Raw genomic sequence first — 15,624 nt, 5'->3', positions numbered from 1 at the left:
CAATGAATTAAATTTTTTTCCTAGTTTATTGTATTCTCAGCTGCCATTTCGAAATATTTTGCAGATTGTTTATACGCTCGATTATTATAAAAATACTTTCCTAGTTCAAGGGCAAACTCTCGAACTAAAGGATATTGCCTTTTTTCTAGTCCCATTTCAATTGCTTTTCCCATATTTTTTTCAAAACTATCATAATTCCCCCGTAATTTGGATATTTGGGCTTTAAATCCATAGAGTTGAACATGTGCGTAAGGTACATCACAAATAGATAGAATATCAAATGCATCTTCCATAAGCCGATTAACAGTTGTCCAGTCTTTTAGTTCTATATAAATCTCTATTAAATTTCGTAATATGTATATTCTATCGGCATTTTGTGGGAGAAAAGTGGCGAGCTCTAAATTTTTTTCATAATATTTAATTGCTTTGGTATATTCTTTTAAACCTTGATAGATTTTCCCATAATTATATGTAATCAAACATGAATTCAAAGGATTGTTACTAGTCTTTGCTTCCATTTCGGCCTGTTTTAAGGATTCAAGTGCTTGCTCAGGTAGTTTATCCATGTTATATTGCATCGCAAAAATGATTAACACATATATTTTTTGTTGTTCATCATTAAATTTCTTATACAATTTATAGGCTTTTTTTGCATACAAACGACTTATGCTTATATCTTTAAATAAACTTTGGCTCGTTAGACTTAAGTTATAATATATATGAGCGTGTTGCTTTATTTCTTTAGGGCCAAGCATACTTTCGAGCTTCTTGTAAATTTCATATGCTACAACATAATCTTGTTTATTAGAAAAATATAGCCCTCTAGCCATTAAATAATATGTATAATCGTCCATATCTTGTGTTGCTACTGAATTCGGAATCACTTGTGAAGCTTGATCGACAAGTCGTGCTACATATGATAAGTTATTGTTTCGAGCATGATAATATATAAGAACACCGTAAGCCTTTAGTAATAAAGGCATTGAGTCCGTATCACGAACATACAGTTCTAATGAAGATAATTCTGTTTCCGTTATCCTTTCATCTTTTTTATACCGTTCACATATTTTAAAAATATTAGATTCTATACTCTCGTTCTTCCTGTCTATTAAAAAATCCGAATCAAGATTCAGCTTTTGAGAAACCTTTTTTAAAAATGAAAAAGACGGTTTAATTTGTCCATTTTCTATTCTACTTAAATAAGCGACAGAGCATATTCCTGATACAAGTTCTCCTTGTGTCATTCCTTTATGTATACGAATTTGACGGATTCTTTCCCCAATTTGCATGTTCCCACCCCTTATTTAAACATTCCTAATAATGAAATAACGTTTTATATACTGATGTACTCTATTTTAATTGTACCGTTGTAATTCTATAATTTCTATCCATTTGTTAAAAAAATTGGTAAAAAATCCAATTTTTCCGTCATTTTTTTTATAAAATTCAACTACTTGTTATTAACATAAACCACATTGTATATTTTAAGTACGATAAACTTGCTAGAAAAAATTTGAAGCAAATATAAACAATTGTTATTTCTATCCTATCTCTAGCAGCTTGCACTTATTTTTCACACAAATATGATGAATGAATTTCATGCAATAAATTGATATTCAATTTATCACTCTAACTTATTACATATGGACAGTCTATTACCTATTCATAATAAAATTCAGAAAACGTAATAGATAAAATAATAATTGTTTTATTACAGTTTATCGATGATTGAAATCAAAAATATTTTATTAAATAAGAAAGAGGGATGATTATGATTTGGAGAACACATAACAAAAAGGCGCGAAAAACAGTAAGATATGTTGCAGGACTTGCTTTGCTTTTAATACTAGCATCCTATATATATCAATGGAATAATAATTTAGTGATTGATACGAATGAGGACATTGGTTTAATACTAGTTCTCACTACTTTCCTTTCGAGCTTCTTGCCTGTAAAAAAGCAAATCAATGAATAATAAAAAAGCACTTGAGGATTTAAAGTGAACCCCATTAATAGGGTTCACTTTAAATTGACCTCAGGTGCTTTTTTTTGCAAGATAACATGTTATGCCTATTTATAATTGTATAACAAAAAAGATTGATCAAAAAGATCAATCCTTTACTCTACTTCATTTAAGAAGAACAATGTTAATACGCCCGGTCCTGTATGCGCTCCGATTGCTGCACCAATTGTATTTACAATAAATACTTCACAGCCAAATTTTTCAGTAATTAATGCTTTTAATGCATTCGCAGTTTCTAAATCATCACCATGGGTAATTCCAATCGTTTGACCTTTAAGGTTCTTCCCACGCTCTTCCATAATATCAACCATTCGGCCTAGAACTTTTTTTCTTCCTCTTATTTTTTCAAGTGGTACAAGCTTACCTTCTTCTACATTTAAAATCGGCTTAATGTTTAATAAACCACCAATAAATCCAGCAACCTTACTTAAACGCCCACCTCTTACTAAATACTGCAAATCAGCCACAGTAAAGATATGCTCCATATGTTTTGTTAGAAAAGCAATTCGTTTCAAAATTTCTTCTTTTGATGCACCTTCTTTAGCCATTTTCGCAGCTTCTAATACAACAAGACCTTGACCAAGTGAAGCGCATTTTGTATCAATAATTTCTAAATCGAAATCTGCATATGTTTCTTGTACTTCTTCTTTAATCACTACTGAAGATTGATATGTACCCGAAAGTTCAGAAGAGAAAGCTACATATATACAAGGTGTACCTTGCTTTGCATATGTAACGAACTTTTCTTGGAATGTTTCTAATGATGGCAGCGATGTCTTAAATACCTCGCCTTCTCTCATCTTTTGTAATAATTGGACCGAATCTAATGTTACTCCATCTAAATACTCTGTTTCTGCCTCATCATATACACGAAGTGGAATCAAATCTATATCATAAGCTTGCAGCAATTCTTTTGGTAAATCAGCAGCACTATCCGTAATGATTTTAACGCTCATTTTTAAACCTCTATTCTGTTATAAGTATACTAAAATAAGAACAATTACCTTTAAATTATATACGTAAAACAGGAATGAAGAAAGAGAAAGTATTATTAAACTATTCTACATTCTATGCACGGAATGTAGAGAAATTAACTTCATGATTAAATCAATTTCTCAAACGAGTTATATCTAATTGAATCAAGTACTATTATTTCATTACAAATCATTTTGTTTCCTATACAATAGAAATATCAGAATTTTTCAAGGAGTGTATTTTTATGAAAATAAAATTTGTTTCATCAGAGGATTTAGAATGGATTAATCATCAATATAAAACAGTTGGATTTGTACCGAGTGATTTGAAAAAAGATAAAGTGGCAATTGTGACACCTCGTATACTATCAGAAACCTTATGATCTATTTATCTATTTTCCTTACAAAAACCTTACACTTTTGTAATAAATTCGAACTGATTTTGAATCAGCAAGGATTTCCTTTCCCTTCACTGAATAGCACTTCTCCTATCCGAACTTTGGGATGCGAATATTATAATTGAGAATGATAATAAGGAAACAATTTCATCTTTCCACTAAAAAACGTTATAATAAACTGTAGCTTCTACGATTACGTTATAAAGGAGATTAAAAAATGGCTAAAATTAAAGTGTATCAAGTAAAAGAAGAAAATATGGATGCAGTAAAAAACATCATTGATGCCCAGGAACAAAACCCATCTACTGCAGATTTACAAAATCTATACGCATGTGTATTAGATACTGAGGATATGGCATTGCCTGAATCATATATAGAAGAAGATATTTTAATCGATTCTATTGAAGTAATGGTAAACGTTTCTCAAAACAAACTAAGAGACCTAGGTACATACGATGTAATTGAAGTACAAAACAAAGGTAAAAAAACACAGATTTTATTATTAGCAGACGAAGAATATGAAGTAATCGAAGGTTAATTTGTAAAGTTACATACAAAAAAGCTCCTTTCTATTTGAGAAAGGAGCTTTTTTCTTCTATGCTTTTGATGTTTCAGCCTTTATCTTACCTTGTTCTTTCTTATATACCATTCGCTCATTCCCCATGAAAAAGATGAACAGGAATGCTAAACCTGCTGGAACTAACGCCCACATAAAAGTATGAACGATAGAACTTGAAAGGGCTTCAATAATTTTATCTAATATTTGTGGCGGAATTTGAGATCTTGCGCCTTCTGAAAGAATTGCTCTTGAATCCCCTAGAGCGTCGCTATTTATTCCGCCGTCCATTCCTTTAAATGCTTCTTCTAATTGATCTTGAAAACCTGTTCTTTGAATCATACCAAATATTGTAATCCCAAGTGTCATTCCTAATGAGCGGATAAAGTTACTCGTTGAAGTTGCTGACCCCCTCTGGTTCATACCGAAATTATGAATTGCAGCCATACTTAATACAGAGAATGAGAAACCTACGCCAAAACCGATAATAATCATATAAATGGTTAACCATACACGGCTCGTTTCTGGTGTTAATGTACTTAATAAGAACAATCCACCCAGCATAATCACAGCTGAAATAATCATGATATTACGGTAACTTAGCTTTGATGTTAAAAATCCACCTAACTGTGCTGTAACTACTGATCCTAACATCATTGGCAATAGTAATAAGCCAGAATTCGTTGCCGATCCGCCATATACACCTTGAATAAACAAAGGAATATATACAGTTGCTGACATAAAAGCTGCCCCGTAAAATAAAGCGATAATTGTACTCATCCCGAATAAGCGCTGTTTAAACATTTCAAACGATATTATAGGTTCTGCCACTTTTCTTTCAATAAAAATAAACATAATAATTAAAATAGCAAATGCCGCAAATAAACTTAAAATAAAAGTAGAATCCCAATCATACTTCTGTCCACCAAGTTCTAATGCGAACATTAAACAAACAACTGCACCGACTAGTGTAATTGCACCAAACCAATCAATCTTTTGTTTTTGATGAACGCGCGATTCTTTATAAAAGAATACAATAAAAATAAATGATAGAATACCAAGCGGTAAGTTAATATAAAACACCCAGTGCCAGCTAATGTAGTCTGTAATATATGCGCCAAGTAAAGGACCGAAAATACTAGATAATCCAAAGACCGCACCAAATAATCCACCCATTTTCCCGCGCTTTTCGGGCGGGAAAATATCAAAAACAATGGTAAAGGCAATTGGAACAAGTGCCCCGCCACCAATACCTTGGATCGCACGATAAATACCCAACTGCGTAATATTTTCTGCGGTACCACAAAGTGCCGAACCAATCATAAAGACAATTAAACCGAAAATAAAGAATCTTTTTCTACCATACATATCTGATAGTTTTCCGAAAATCGGCATTCCTGCCATTTCTGCTACCATATACGCCGATACAACCCAAACAAAGTTTTCTAATCCACCTAAATCGCCAACAATTGTTCCCATCGCTGTAACAACAATGGTATTATCCATTGATGCCATTAAAATCCCTAGCAATAAACCAGCAACTACCAAGCTAAGTTTACTATTCTTTGCAACCATATATCTTGCTCTCCTTCTTACAACTATATTTGTTTATGTTCTTTTACAACTGATTTTCCTTTTTGATTAAAGCTAGTATGATATTCAACAACACTTATTTCACAGCCAGGGCCAATTGTAACATTGTTTCCCCTCACTACTTCAGCTATTGTATGCTCTAAATAAATGTCATCACCTTCAATAATTGATGTTTGAAGATTACCAGTATGGCTTGTAAAAGGAATAAATCTAGCTTTTTTTCGTACTGTAATCTTTTTTCCACCAATTTCTCTTACTTTACTTCCTTCATAACGCAAGATAATGTTAATATTTTCAGCATTTAAAAGCCCTTCACTTTCAAGACCACCCGTTAATAAAAATTCTTCAACTTCAATATCTTCTTTTACAGTCAGTCCTCCTTTAATGTCCACAAAGTTTCCGGATAACTTTCCATTCACTTCGAACATTCCTCGAATTTTTATTTTGTTAATGTGACAATCATTCTGCACTTGTGTGTTACCATACACTTTCACATACTCAGCATGCAAACCACCTTGTACTTCACTATCTCCATACACAATATACGACTTTGTCGTCATATCACCATGAACATCGCTCGTTCCATATGCTTTAAATTCATTACAATTCACATTATTTGAAATTGTTCCTTCGCCCCGAATTTTCACCTTATTATAGGCTCCACCTGATGAACTACCCGAACCATTCAAAGTGAGACTATTTTGCTTTTCCATTTCCATTCCTCTCTCCATAAAAAATTAAACTTGCTGAATTTCTTTTACTTTTGCATTTTTATCGACATGAAGAACTCCCGTATATTCTATAAGTCCAATCTCACAATTCGGCCCCACTGTAACATTGTTGCCTCTTACAGTTTTAATTTGCACGTAATCAATATCAATATTGTCACCTTCTAACAATTCAGCTTCTAAATGTGATCCGAACACCGTTTTAAAAAGTCTACTAAATGCTGTTGGTCTGTGTCTTACTTTAATTGTTTGACCTCCTATTTCTTTCGCTCTACATGTACCATGAATGTCGATATCAATTTCATCCGCGCTCAGTAAGCCACCGATTGTAAACTGCCCTTCTGATGAAAAGACATCCACTTCGCAGTTACCATCTATAATCGCTTGCCCGCAAATCTTTAATTCTTCTCCAGTTAAAGTACCACCAACTGTACCTTTACCTGAAATCTTCATACTATTAGCACTTACATTCTTTGTAATCGTTGCTTTTCCATCAATTCGCATGTTTTCAGTATTTACTTGCCCGTCAACTTTTCCGGAGCCACTAATTCTTGTACGCTCACTTTTTAAATCACCATTTACACTACCTGACCCATTACATTCAAAATCATCACAGTCAACATTTCCATTAACAGTTCCTTTTCCATTTAACTGTACTTTATGGAACTCTCCACCATTTGAAGAACCATAGCCATTTATAATTAAATTTTCTGTATGCATTATTTCTCCTCCACTACAATAGTTTTGATTTTAACGCTTCTGTATATTGCATGATTGTTAAACGTACGACTATCTTCGTGCCTTTTTCAAAAAATAGATCTTCCACATTTGAAACTAAGAAACATGTAGCAATACCTAGTTTTCGAACCATAACTAATTCACTATTCTTTTGTTTCATGATTTCATAATGCTCATGCAGCACTTGCAGTATCATCTTACCTTCTTCTAAACTAATTTCTCCAGATTGCAGTAATTCTTCTAAAATGTATACATAAAGAATATCAAGAAATTGAAATTCTGCCGGTTTATTCGTTTGTTCTATAAAAAACTGTACAACCGGTTCGGAGGCAATACCCTTTCGTATCAGGTCTTCTTTCGTTAAAGAAATCTCTGTTACACTTGGTGAAAACATATTCGCTAATTCATCAAGAGACAAATCCTCTTTCATTGTTTGAATTTTATCAATACGCTCTAATATCTTTTCTTTCGGAAAAAATGTTTCTTGCCCTGTAAAAGTTGATTTTCTTACAAACCAATCTTCTGGTATTAAATTCTTTCTTTTCCACCTATATAGCTGTCCGTATGAAATACCAGTCAGTTCCAATAAATCCTTTTTTGAAATTAAATCCGTACTCAACTGTATAACACTCCTTCCTAACAACAATGTAACATAACACTGTTACATTGTAAATGGATGTTTATAAAAATGTGCGAAACAATGTTCAAAATCAAAATGTACTTCCATACAAAAAGGCCCTTTTGATTTTTCAAAAGAACCTTTATTAAATGCTTATATATTAAGGTTTAAACCATATATTATAAAAATCAATCCACCCTTGAGCGTTGATGATTATATTTTGCACTTTTTCATGTGTACGTATGTGTTGTTTATTACGATATAAAGGAACAATATGAATATTACGTAACAATGTGTCCTCTATATCGCGTAACAGTGTAATCCGCTTTTCAAAATTAGGTTCAATAAAATATGAATGTAATTGCTCATTAAAATCCAGAGAGCTATGCTGATAAATAAAGCTATTTTTTGAAAGAAACATATACAGAAAACTGCTTTCTGTTTGCTCGCTAATGGTAGCACTATCATGAATGATATCTGCTTGCTTTATCATTTGAACCTGTAATAATTCCTCTGCTACCAGAAACTTTATTTCAATTACAATTCCATATTTGGCGCATTCTTTTTGGATCCAATATGAATCCTCTACATGATCCTTCTCTTTAAATGTATATAAATATAATGTTTCATCATTGTATTTGCTATTTCCAATAAGGGTATGAATATCCTCCTCAATTCCCGGGACAGAGCTATTCGTTAATACTAATTCCTCTGCTACCTCGCCACGCTCTCCCTCTAACTCATCTATTATTTTGTTACTATGAATAATTTTATACAATGCTTTTCGAAATGTAACATCTTGCATAGGTCCTTGTTTCTCAGTGTTTAACGTTATATATGTTACATTGGATTCCAATATAGAAAGTTCCTTATGATACTTTTCTAATTCTTTATGTTGCGCCTTCACCAACACATCATATGTATCTATACTTTGTGGCACATTCCATAATTCAATCCGATCGAGAAAGGGCCGTTCACGAAAATACAAATCATGCGCTTCTAATACAAAAATAGACTCATCATTTTCACACAGTTTAAACGGTCCTGTTCCAATTAGGTTGTCTTCCTCATCTTCTATTACAATAGAACACTGTTCTGAGCTTAAAGCATGTAACAATAACTGATTTTCCGTATGCACGTGCATTTCTACAATATATTCATTTACAATACGAACACTTTCAACATGTTGAAGCATCCATGAATACGGATTATCCTCTTTATTCATAAACCTACCAAATGTATATACAACATCATGAGCTGTAAATCGTTTTCCATTATGAAATCGAACCCCCTTTCGTAAATAAAAAGTCCATAGTTTTAGATTGTCATTATATTCCCAATGAAAAGCGAGTCTCGGCTCTATTGTATTTGTGCTCTCATTAACATAAATAAGCGTGTCATATAGATGTTTTACCATATGACACTCCGAACGCATTGTAGCATATACAGGATCTAAAGAAATTTTCAGGTTCATTTCAACTTGTAAACGCAGTACATCTTGTCTTCCTCGAGAAGTCATTTCAATTTGATAACCAAATATCGAATCTATCCAAGCTTGGAATTGTTTTTCTAATACGGAGAAATATGAGCTATATTGCTCAACAAATGCTTTTCCACCCTTTACATCCCCCTGTTTCGTTATTTCTTTCCCCTTTTCTAAAATTAAGGAAGCAGGATCTTTTTGAAACGATAACTTTGACAGATTCCCTCTCCCGCGTCCTGGAAACCAACAAATCCAAGTTAGCTCTTCTAATTTTTTTATAATAAATTTACTATTACGATCCGTACAAAACACTGTTTCTGATATATTTTGTAATGATATTTCTATTTTTTCTCCCTCTGTTCTCCCTTTTCCATACCGGAGCCACAGCTGAACATACTGATCCAAAATAACCATATCCATCCCCCTAAAAGGTGAAAAATCCCACTCTTTCATTCTACCCTTTTTCATTTCTTGCTTCTATCTTAAGATTTCCATATAGAAAGGAGGAAATGAAGAATGAATCATCTTATAAAACGTTATAGCAAACCTATTTGGATTCGATTACTAGGTGAATTGTTAACAAGAACAACTGAAGCGATGTTAGCGATTATTTTTATTGTACATGTCAATAAAGCTTTGGAAGGTAATGTGATTCTGACAATGCTTCTGTTTGGATTGCAGCCACTTTCTGATATTGTGTTCACAATCATTGCTGGAGGTGTAACAGATCGCTACGGTAGAAAGAAAATTATGTTACTCGGGTTATTCGTGCAGGCAATTGCAATAGGCGGATTTGTTTTTGCTGAATCAGTCCTATTCTTTGCTTTGTTATATGTGATGAATGGTATTGGCCGCTCCTTATATATTCCTGCTCAACGTGCACAAATTGCAGATTTAACAAAGCAAGAAAAACAAGCAGAAATATTCGCTGTTCTTCAAACAGTAGGAGCTATCGGTGCTGTGATTGGTCCATTCATCGGTGCCTTTTTTTACAATAGTCACCCTGAATACTTATTTATCATTCAAGCTGTAACTCTCCTGCTGTATGCCATTCTCGTCTGGACACAACTGCCAGAAACAGCTCCAATTCTTCAAACTAATGAAAGATCAGCACAAGTAACAACACGTACACAGTTTATTTTTAAGCATTATGCTATATTTGGACTCATGATATCTACTCTTCCGATTAGCTTTTTCTATGCCCAAACTGAAACGAATTATCGTGTATTTGCAGAAAATATCTTTCCAAATTTCTTATTCGTTCTCGCATTTATCTCAACTTGTAAAGCTGTAATGGAAATCATCCTGCAAGTTGGTCTTGTCAAATGGTCTGAACGATTTTCAATGCCTAAAATAATTGTAATTTCATATATTTGTTATACATTCGCTGCTATTGGTTATGGTTATTCTACAACATTATGGTCACTCTTCTTCACATTGCTTTTCCTGACAATTGGTGAAAGTATTGCTTTAAATCACTTACTACGATTTGTTTCCAGAATAGCACCAAGTCACAAGCGGGGATTATATTTTTCTATCTACGGCATACACTGGGATATTTCTCGAACGTGCGGCCCTGCTATAGGTGCAGTTATATTAAGTCATGTAAGCGGCGGCACTCTATTTTATATTTGTGCCTGCTTGTTAATAATCGGAGGAATTGTTCAAACTTACTTTGTATATTCAGTAGAGCGTAATAAATCAAAAGAGCTGTCCTTATAACAGAACAGCTCTTTTTCTTATATCAACTACCCTGCCATATTATTAACACTATCCTCTGGGTAAAACTCTACATGTATATATTCTTTATTCATAAATTGTTATTTTTTTAGATTTCTGCTAACAATTTGCATAACCATTTTTATGAAATTTATCCAAAATAAAAAAGCCGCCCTATTAAAGGCAGCTTTAGCTATGTATTTATACTTCAATACTTTTTCCATCTTCAACGATGTGGTAAAGTAAATGAGCTAAATGATGAATTGGACCATATTCTTCCTCTTCTTCATCTGTTTCACCTTGGAATTCAAGGTCATTTAAGTAAAGTGCTAAAAATTGATAGAATAATTTCAAATCAAATCCGTAGCAAGCACTTGGCTCTTCATGATCTCCTTCATATTGCAACATTAAGTATTGTTCATTGCCTTCTGCATCTTCTGCATCAAAGAATACAAAGAAACCAACATTTGTATCTAGATCAAATAGATGACGAGTACCGTTTTCTGTTACTTTATTGAAGTCCTCTTCACTTAACTTATGTACTGTTGTTGCTTTTGCATTGTCTTCTTGATGAAAGTTTACTGTAAATGATTTCAATGCTTACACCTCCTGATTGTATAACAGTAGCATAACAGATTAGGACAAATAATACAAAAATGGATCGCTGACAATTTTCAGCGATCCACCTAATTTCATTTTCGCATTGCACGCAGTAATAAGCTGACAATAAAAATTAAAACAATGGCACCAATTAATGCTGGAATAATTGCATACCCTCCGATAACCGGTCCAAACGTACCCAATAACAATGTGCCAAGCCAAGAACCGATTATCCCAGCAATAATATTTCCAATCACACCACCAGGTACATCTTTACCAACGATTAAACTTGCTAGCCATCCTAAAATACCACCAACAATTAAAGACCATATAAATGCCATATCACTATACCTCCTTAATTTTACAAAACAAAAATAATACCTATAAATTATTGCTTACCATTAGTTATGCTACTATTTTTGATAAGTTATACCTTAAATGCCACGTATAGCTTTTTATACAATTGAATTAATACAGTTTTGTATCCATTCAAAATAAATTATTTTTCCAAACCATATTATTCCTCGATGATCTCATAGCCTTATTCCCTAAGAACAATCTGGTTTCAACATTGTTCTCATAAATTTTTTTAAAACGTTTGATAGTTAAAATCAATGGCCATTCTTTGTACAGACCGATTATCAAATCTTATGGGTTCAGCAATCTTTCTAAAATCAGCTACACTTTGTCCTGGAGTTTCGTCATTTGTTGTACTTATCCATACAGCAGACTTTTTATATTCAAAGATATTATCATTCATTAATGAAATAAACGGTAATAAATCATGAATGGGACTTCCACCAATTCCAAGGTATTCTTTTTTATAAAAGTTCTCATAATAAAAATCAATCATTGGCTTAATTAGTTTTGCTAGCCCTGTTCCCTTTTCATTAATAATGTTTCCATTTCAGGAGTAATAAGTGCCTGCTGCGTTACATTTAACGGATAAACACTAACATTCTTGGCATATTTCATGACAATATTAGTTGCAATTGGATCTCCATAAAGTGAAACTTTAATCAGTGGGGGTTTTCTTCATCCTCCTCTGATTATTAGTTGAACGAATCGGGCTTTTATGGGCAGTTGATCCCCCACCTAACTTCTTTGCTTTCGCTGAACTTTGAGGTGGGGGTCTTACTGCCCGTTAATGCGGGGTAAAAGTTAGCTTCTGAAACAGGAGTAACGTTACCTGGAAATAAAAATGTGCCACCCATTATATAATAAGCGCATACTTGGTCCATTACATCTGGATACAAAAGAAATAATGTTGCATGTTTTATCGGCATAAATTAAAGCAAATGCATCATTGATACCAAAATCTCCAAAAAAGTTTATTTTTTTATTAACTCCTCTCACTCCTCTTCATCATTTTCTACTATTATTATTATGCGAAAAAGACAAGGCGGTGAAACAGTATCAAATAAAAAAACGCCTATTTACTGGCGGTTATATGGAGATAATAAAATTGTTTATATTTTATTCAACTATCGTGTATTTTTTAATATGAATACAATTTATTTAACTTTTCATTTTCCTCTTAAAGCCCAAAACAGCGATTACGAAGATAATGATTATATAACCAACTATCCATAATAAAGGTACAACAAGATCACCATATTCACCAGATAAAGCAAATCGTGTAGCATCAACCGCATGAGCAAATGGCAATGCATAACCGATTGTTTTAAACGTACCACCAATCATATCTAACTTAAACCAAGTGCCACTTAACCATGTTGTGAGATTAACAAAAATCGCAAAAATCCCACCAACTTGCTTATCCGTAAAATACGTACCAAGTAGTAGACCAAATCCAATATAAAGCATTGCAATGATAATGAGTAGAATAGTGGCACCTAATACATTCGCATTAAATGATAGACCTAAGAAGAATGCTGAAATAAAGCAAATAACAATTTGAAGAATGGCAACCGGTAATAGTGGAAGAGCGTACCCAGTAATATAATCAGAGGCAGACATAGGAGAAGCAAAAATCCGCATTAAAAACGAACTGCTTTTATCCTTACCAATCAGCATCCCTGAAAATAACGTAATAAAAGAAAAGCTGAAAACGATTACACCTGGTGTTAAGTTTTCTATATGATAAAGGTCCAAAGGCATATTTTTCTGCATGATTGAAAAAAGACACATAATAATAACCGGAAGCACAATCCCAAAAAGAAGCGTCAGAGGATCTCGTAAAATCTCCTTACGATTACGTGAAGCAAATGCTAAATATCTCATAGTCCGTCCCCCTCTTCAGTTAGTGTAAGGAAAATATCCTCTAAAGAAGATTGTCCCGTATTTTCTTTTAACTCATCAATCGTTCCAAGTGCATGCAATTTACCACCATGCATAATACCGACGCGATCAGCAAGTGCTTCTACTTCTTCTAGATAGTGCGTCGTTAAAATAATCGTGATTTTACCCTTTAATTCAAGTAGAGTCTTCCACAGATCATGTCTAGCACGAATATCAAGTCCTAGTGTTGGCTCATCTAAAAAAATGATTTTGGGAGACGAAATAAGTGCCATCGCAATGCTTAGCCGGCGCTGCAATCCACCTGATAATGTTTTTGCTTTATTTTTTGCTCGCTCCGAAAGTCCAAACTTTGTCATCATTTCCACCGCTTTTTGCTTAGCCTCTTGCTTATTACTTCCATAGATACTCGCGATGAATTCTAAATTTTCCTTTACAGAAAGATTCGGAGCTACCGCAGTTTCTTGCGGAGAAATGTTTATTTTTTGTTTTACTGCGGTAGGTTTTTTGATGATACTATCTCCTAACATCAGTGCATCGCCACTTGTAGGTGTAAGTAAGCAACTAAGCATTTTAATCGTTGTTGTTTTTCCAGCAGCATTTTGCCCTAAAAGTGCGAAGAATTCTCCCTTCTTAATCGTCAGTGAAAGATTGTCAACAGCTGTGCGCTCTTTAAATTTTTTCGTTAGATTTTTTATAATTATGGCCATTATTCATCACTTTTCCCTTCAAATTGCCTTGATTGAATCGCAGCATTAATTTTTTTTATATCATTCTTTGAAATCATGTATTGAATAGTCCATGTGATGACATACGTACCTAAAAAGCCAATAAAAAAAATCAGTGTGCCTATAGATGTTTTAGGCATCCACAGTAGCGTTACAATCGGCCCCCATACTAGTGCTGTTATACAAAAATGTACGATGTACTGTTTTAGTAGACTCCACTTCACTATGTCAAAAACAAGCGAACTTGTAGCGAATGTGACCCCAATCAGCCCTGTTAACAGTATTTGTACCATGACAGCTGACATCTCACTAACAAATAAAGAGCGAAACTGTTCCACAACTGGCATATATTCTCCTTGACCTAATGTGAGCGAAATAAGGAGTTGTACGATTTGTCCAATAATCACACCAATAACAAAACCACCAACAACTCGACTAATTATATTTTTCAAGATATTCCCACCTCATATTCCGAACAGTTTCTTAATTTTTGAAACATAGCGTCGAGAAGCATACGTTTTGATATTCCCTGTTAATGACACGCCAATTGTTCCTGTCATACTAATATCCATATTCGTAATCATTTTAATATTAACAAACTCTGAATTTGAAATACGAACGAAAAATTGACTATTTAATTTCTCTTCCAGTTCATATAACCTTGAGCGAACGGGATAAATACCAGCAGCGGTTTGGAGAAATACCTTCTGTTTCTCTGTATAGATTCTAATGATATCTTTACATTCAACAATTTCAACACCTCTTTCTGAAAATACAGCTAATGAATCCATATGAGTCTCCGATAGTCGCTTCATAATATCAGATATCTCATCTGTCATTTTATCCGTTAGAATGATAATTTTCGGCTCTTTATAAGATGGATCAATCGACACTTCAAACTTCACTTCACCACTTCCCTTTCACTCGCTCTAAATATAAAAGCTATTTAAGTTACTGTAAATGGATTTTCGATAATCGGTCGTTTTCACACAATAACTGGTCAAAAGAAGAATATAACAATTAGATACTTCAGGATCACATTCTCACTCTCTACAGTAAAAAAGCACATAAAAACAGACCCTCTGTATGCTAATTTAATATATGTAGTTATAAATAAAAATCATTTCATTAAGTTATTTTTTTATACAGATTAACAAATTATATAAGATCGGTCTAAATATTCAAAATATACCTTTCACTAAAAAA

16 protein-coding genes and 2 pseudogenes are annotated in these 15,624 nt (G+C 33.4%); 4 read left to right on the top strand and 14 right to left on the bottom strand.

The window, feature by feature from the left end:
• Window positions 1-20: 20 nt before the first annotated feature.
• Window positions 21-1,289, bottom strand: coding sequence for a helix-turn-helix domain-containing protein (locus MHH45_RS02645; RefSeq protein ID WP_088094110.1), 1,269 nt, complete (start codon window positions 1,287-1,289; stop codon window positions 21-23).
• 482 nt (window positions 1,290-1,771) lie between these two features.
• Between MHH45_RS02645 and MHH45_RS02640 the strand changes: the two genes are divergently transcribed.
• Complete coding sequence (locus tag MHH45_RS02640) at window positions 1,772-1,975, top strand: hypothetical protein (protein ID WP_016115161.1); 204 nt, start codon at window positions 1,772-1,774, stop codon at window positions 1,973-1,975.
• Between the two features lie 143 nt (window positions 1,976-2,118).
• On the opposite strand, the gene MHH45_RS02635 is transcribed toward MHH45_RS02640, so the two are convergent.
• Window positions 2,119-2,979, bottom strand: coding sequence for a DegV family protein (locus MHH45_RS02635; RefSeq protein ID WP_016115162.1), 861 nt, complete (start codon window positions 2,977-2,979; stop codon window positions 2,119-2,121).
• Window positions 2,980-3,242: 263 nt separating this feature from the next.
• Between MHH45_RS02635 and MHH45_RS02630 the strand changes: the two are divergent.
• Together MHH45_RS02630 and MHH45_RS02625 are read left to right on the top strand one after the other, a co-directional pair.
• A pseudogene (locus MHH45_RS02630) lies at window positions 3,243-3,353 on the top strand (GNAT family N-acetyltransferase); the annotation flags it as partial.
• A gap of 259 nt (window positions 3,354-3,612) precedes the next feature.
• A complete protein-coding gene (locus tag MHH45_RS02625) occupies window positions 3,613-3,933 on the top strand; it encodes a hypothetical protein (protein WP_088094111.1) in 321 nt (106 codons plus the stop codon).
• 57 nt (window positions 3,934-3,990) lie between these two features.
• On the opposite strand, the gene MHH45_RS02620 is transcribed toward MHH45_RS02625, so the two are convergent.
• The 5 genes from MHH45_RS02620 to MHH45_RS02600 all read right to left on the bottom strand — a co-directional run bounded on the left by MHH45_RS02620 (window position 3,991) and on the right by MHH45_RS02600 (window position 9,565).
• On the bottom strand, window positions 3,991-5,526 hold the full coding sequence (locus MHH45_RS02620) for an MDR family MFS transporter (protein WP_088094112.1): 1,536 nt from the start codon (window positions 5,524-5,526) through the stop codon (window positions 3,991-3,993).
• Between the two features lie 23 nt (window positions 5,527-5,549).
• Window positions 5,550-6,257: a hypothetical protein gene (locus MHH45_RS02615; protein WP_033671249.1), complete on the bottom strand. Its 708-nt coding sequence runs from the start codon at window positions 6,255-6,257 to the stop codon at window positions 5,550-5,552.
• Window positions 6,258-6,281: 24 nt separating this feature from the next.
• On the bottom strand, window positions 6,282-6,992 hold the full coding sequence (locus MHH45_RS02610) for a polymer-forming cytoskeletal protein (protein WP_016131487.1): 711 nt from the start codon (window positions 6,990-6,992) through the stop codon (window positions 6,282-6,284).
• A gap of 13 nt (window positions 6,993-7,005) precedes the next feature.
• Complete coding sequence (locus tag MHH45_RS02605) at window positions 7,006-7,629, bottom strand: YhbD family protein (RefSeq protein WP_088094113.1); 624 nt, start codon at window positions 7,627-7,629, stop codon at window positions 7,006-7,008.
• A gap of 160 nt (window positions 7,630-7,789) precedes the next feature.
• Complete coding sequence (locus tag MHH45_RS02600) at window positions 7,790-9,565, bottom strand: ABC transporter substrate-binding protein (protein ID WP_088094141.1); 1,776 nt, start codon at window positions 9,563-9,565, stop codon at window positions 7,790-7,792.
• A gap of 63 nt (window positions 9,566-9,628) precedes the next feature.
• On the opposite strand from MHH45_RS02600, the gene MHH45_RS02595 reads away from it, so the two are divergent.
• Entirely contained in the window at window positions 9,629-10,834 is a 1,206-nt protein-coding gene (locus MHH45_RS02595; RefSeq protein ID WP_088094114.1) for an MDR family MFS transporter, read from the top strand.
• Window positions 10,835-11,032: 198 nt separating this feature from the next.
• On the opposite strand, the gene MHH45_RS02590 is transcribed toward MHH45_RS02595, so the two are convergent.
• The 7 genes and pseudogenes from MHH45_RS02590 to MHH45_RS02555 all read right to left on the bottom strand — a co-directional run bounded on the left by MHH45_RS02590 (window position 11,033) and on the right by MHH45_RS02555 (window position 15,323).
• A complete protein-coding gene (locus MHH45_RS02590) occupies window positions 11,033-11,428 on the bottom strand; it encodes a hypothetical protein (protein WP_003197987.1) in 396 nt (131 codons plus the stop codon).
• 95 nt (window positions 11,429-11,523) lie between these two features.
• Window positions 11,524-11,772 (bottom strand): GlsB/YeaQ/YmgE family stress response membrane protein, encoded by a 249-nt coding sequence (locus tag MHH45_RS02585; protein WP_003197984.1) that lies wholly within the window; start codon window positions 11,770-11,772, stop codon window positions 11,524-11,526.
• A 207-nt stretch (window positions 11,773-11,979) separates the two neighbouring features.
• Window positions 11,980-12,702 (bottom strand): annotated as a pseudogene (locus tag MHH45_RS02580) (nucleoside hydrolase); the annotation flags it as partial.
• A 247-nt stretch (window positions 12,703-12,949) separates the two neighbouring features.
• Complete coding sequence (locus MHH45_RS02570; protein WP_088094115.1) at window positions 12,950-13,675, bottom strand: ABC transporter permease; 726 nt, start codon at window positions 13,673-13,675, stop codon at window positions 12,950-12,952.
• Window positions 13,672-14,400 carry an ABC transporter ATP-binding protein gene (locus tag MHH45_RS02565; RefSeq protein ID WP_016115174.1) on the bottom strand — a complete coding sequence of 243 codons (729 nt, stop codon included), beginning with the start codon at window positions 14,398-14,400 and terminating at the stop codon, window positions 13,672-13,674. Before MHH45_RS02565 ends, MHH45_RS02570 begins: the two co-directional genes overlap by 4 nt.
• Window positions 14,400-14,870 carry a DUF3021 domain-containing protein gene (locus tag MHH45_RS02560; RefSeq protein ID WP_088094116.1) on the bottom strand — a complete coding sequence of 157 codons (471 nt, stop codon included), beginning with the start codon at window positions 14,868-14,870 and terminating at the stop codon, window positions 14,400-14,402. The genes MHH45_RS02565 and MHH45_RS02560 overlap by 1 nt, the downstream gene beginning before the upstream one ends.
• Window positions 14,871-14,882: 12 nt before the next feature.
• Window positions 14,883-15,323: a LytTR family DNA-binding domain-containing protein gene (locus tag MHH45_RS02555; RefSeq protein WP_016115176.1), complete on the bottom strand. Its 441-nt coding sequence runs from the start codon at window positions 15,321-15,323 to the stop codon at window positions 14,883-14,885.
• Window positions 15,324-15,624 lie beyond the last annotated feature (301 nt).

Origin of the sequence: Bacillus sp. FSL K6-0042, from assembly GCF_038006685.1 — a bacterium.
GTDB classification, from domain to species: Bacteria; Bacillota; Bacilli; order Bacillales; family Bacillaceae_G; genus Bacillus_A; species Bacillus_A pseudomycoides.
Note: the sequence above shows the minus strand (reverse complement) of the source record. Positions and strands in the feature narration are given on the sequence as shown.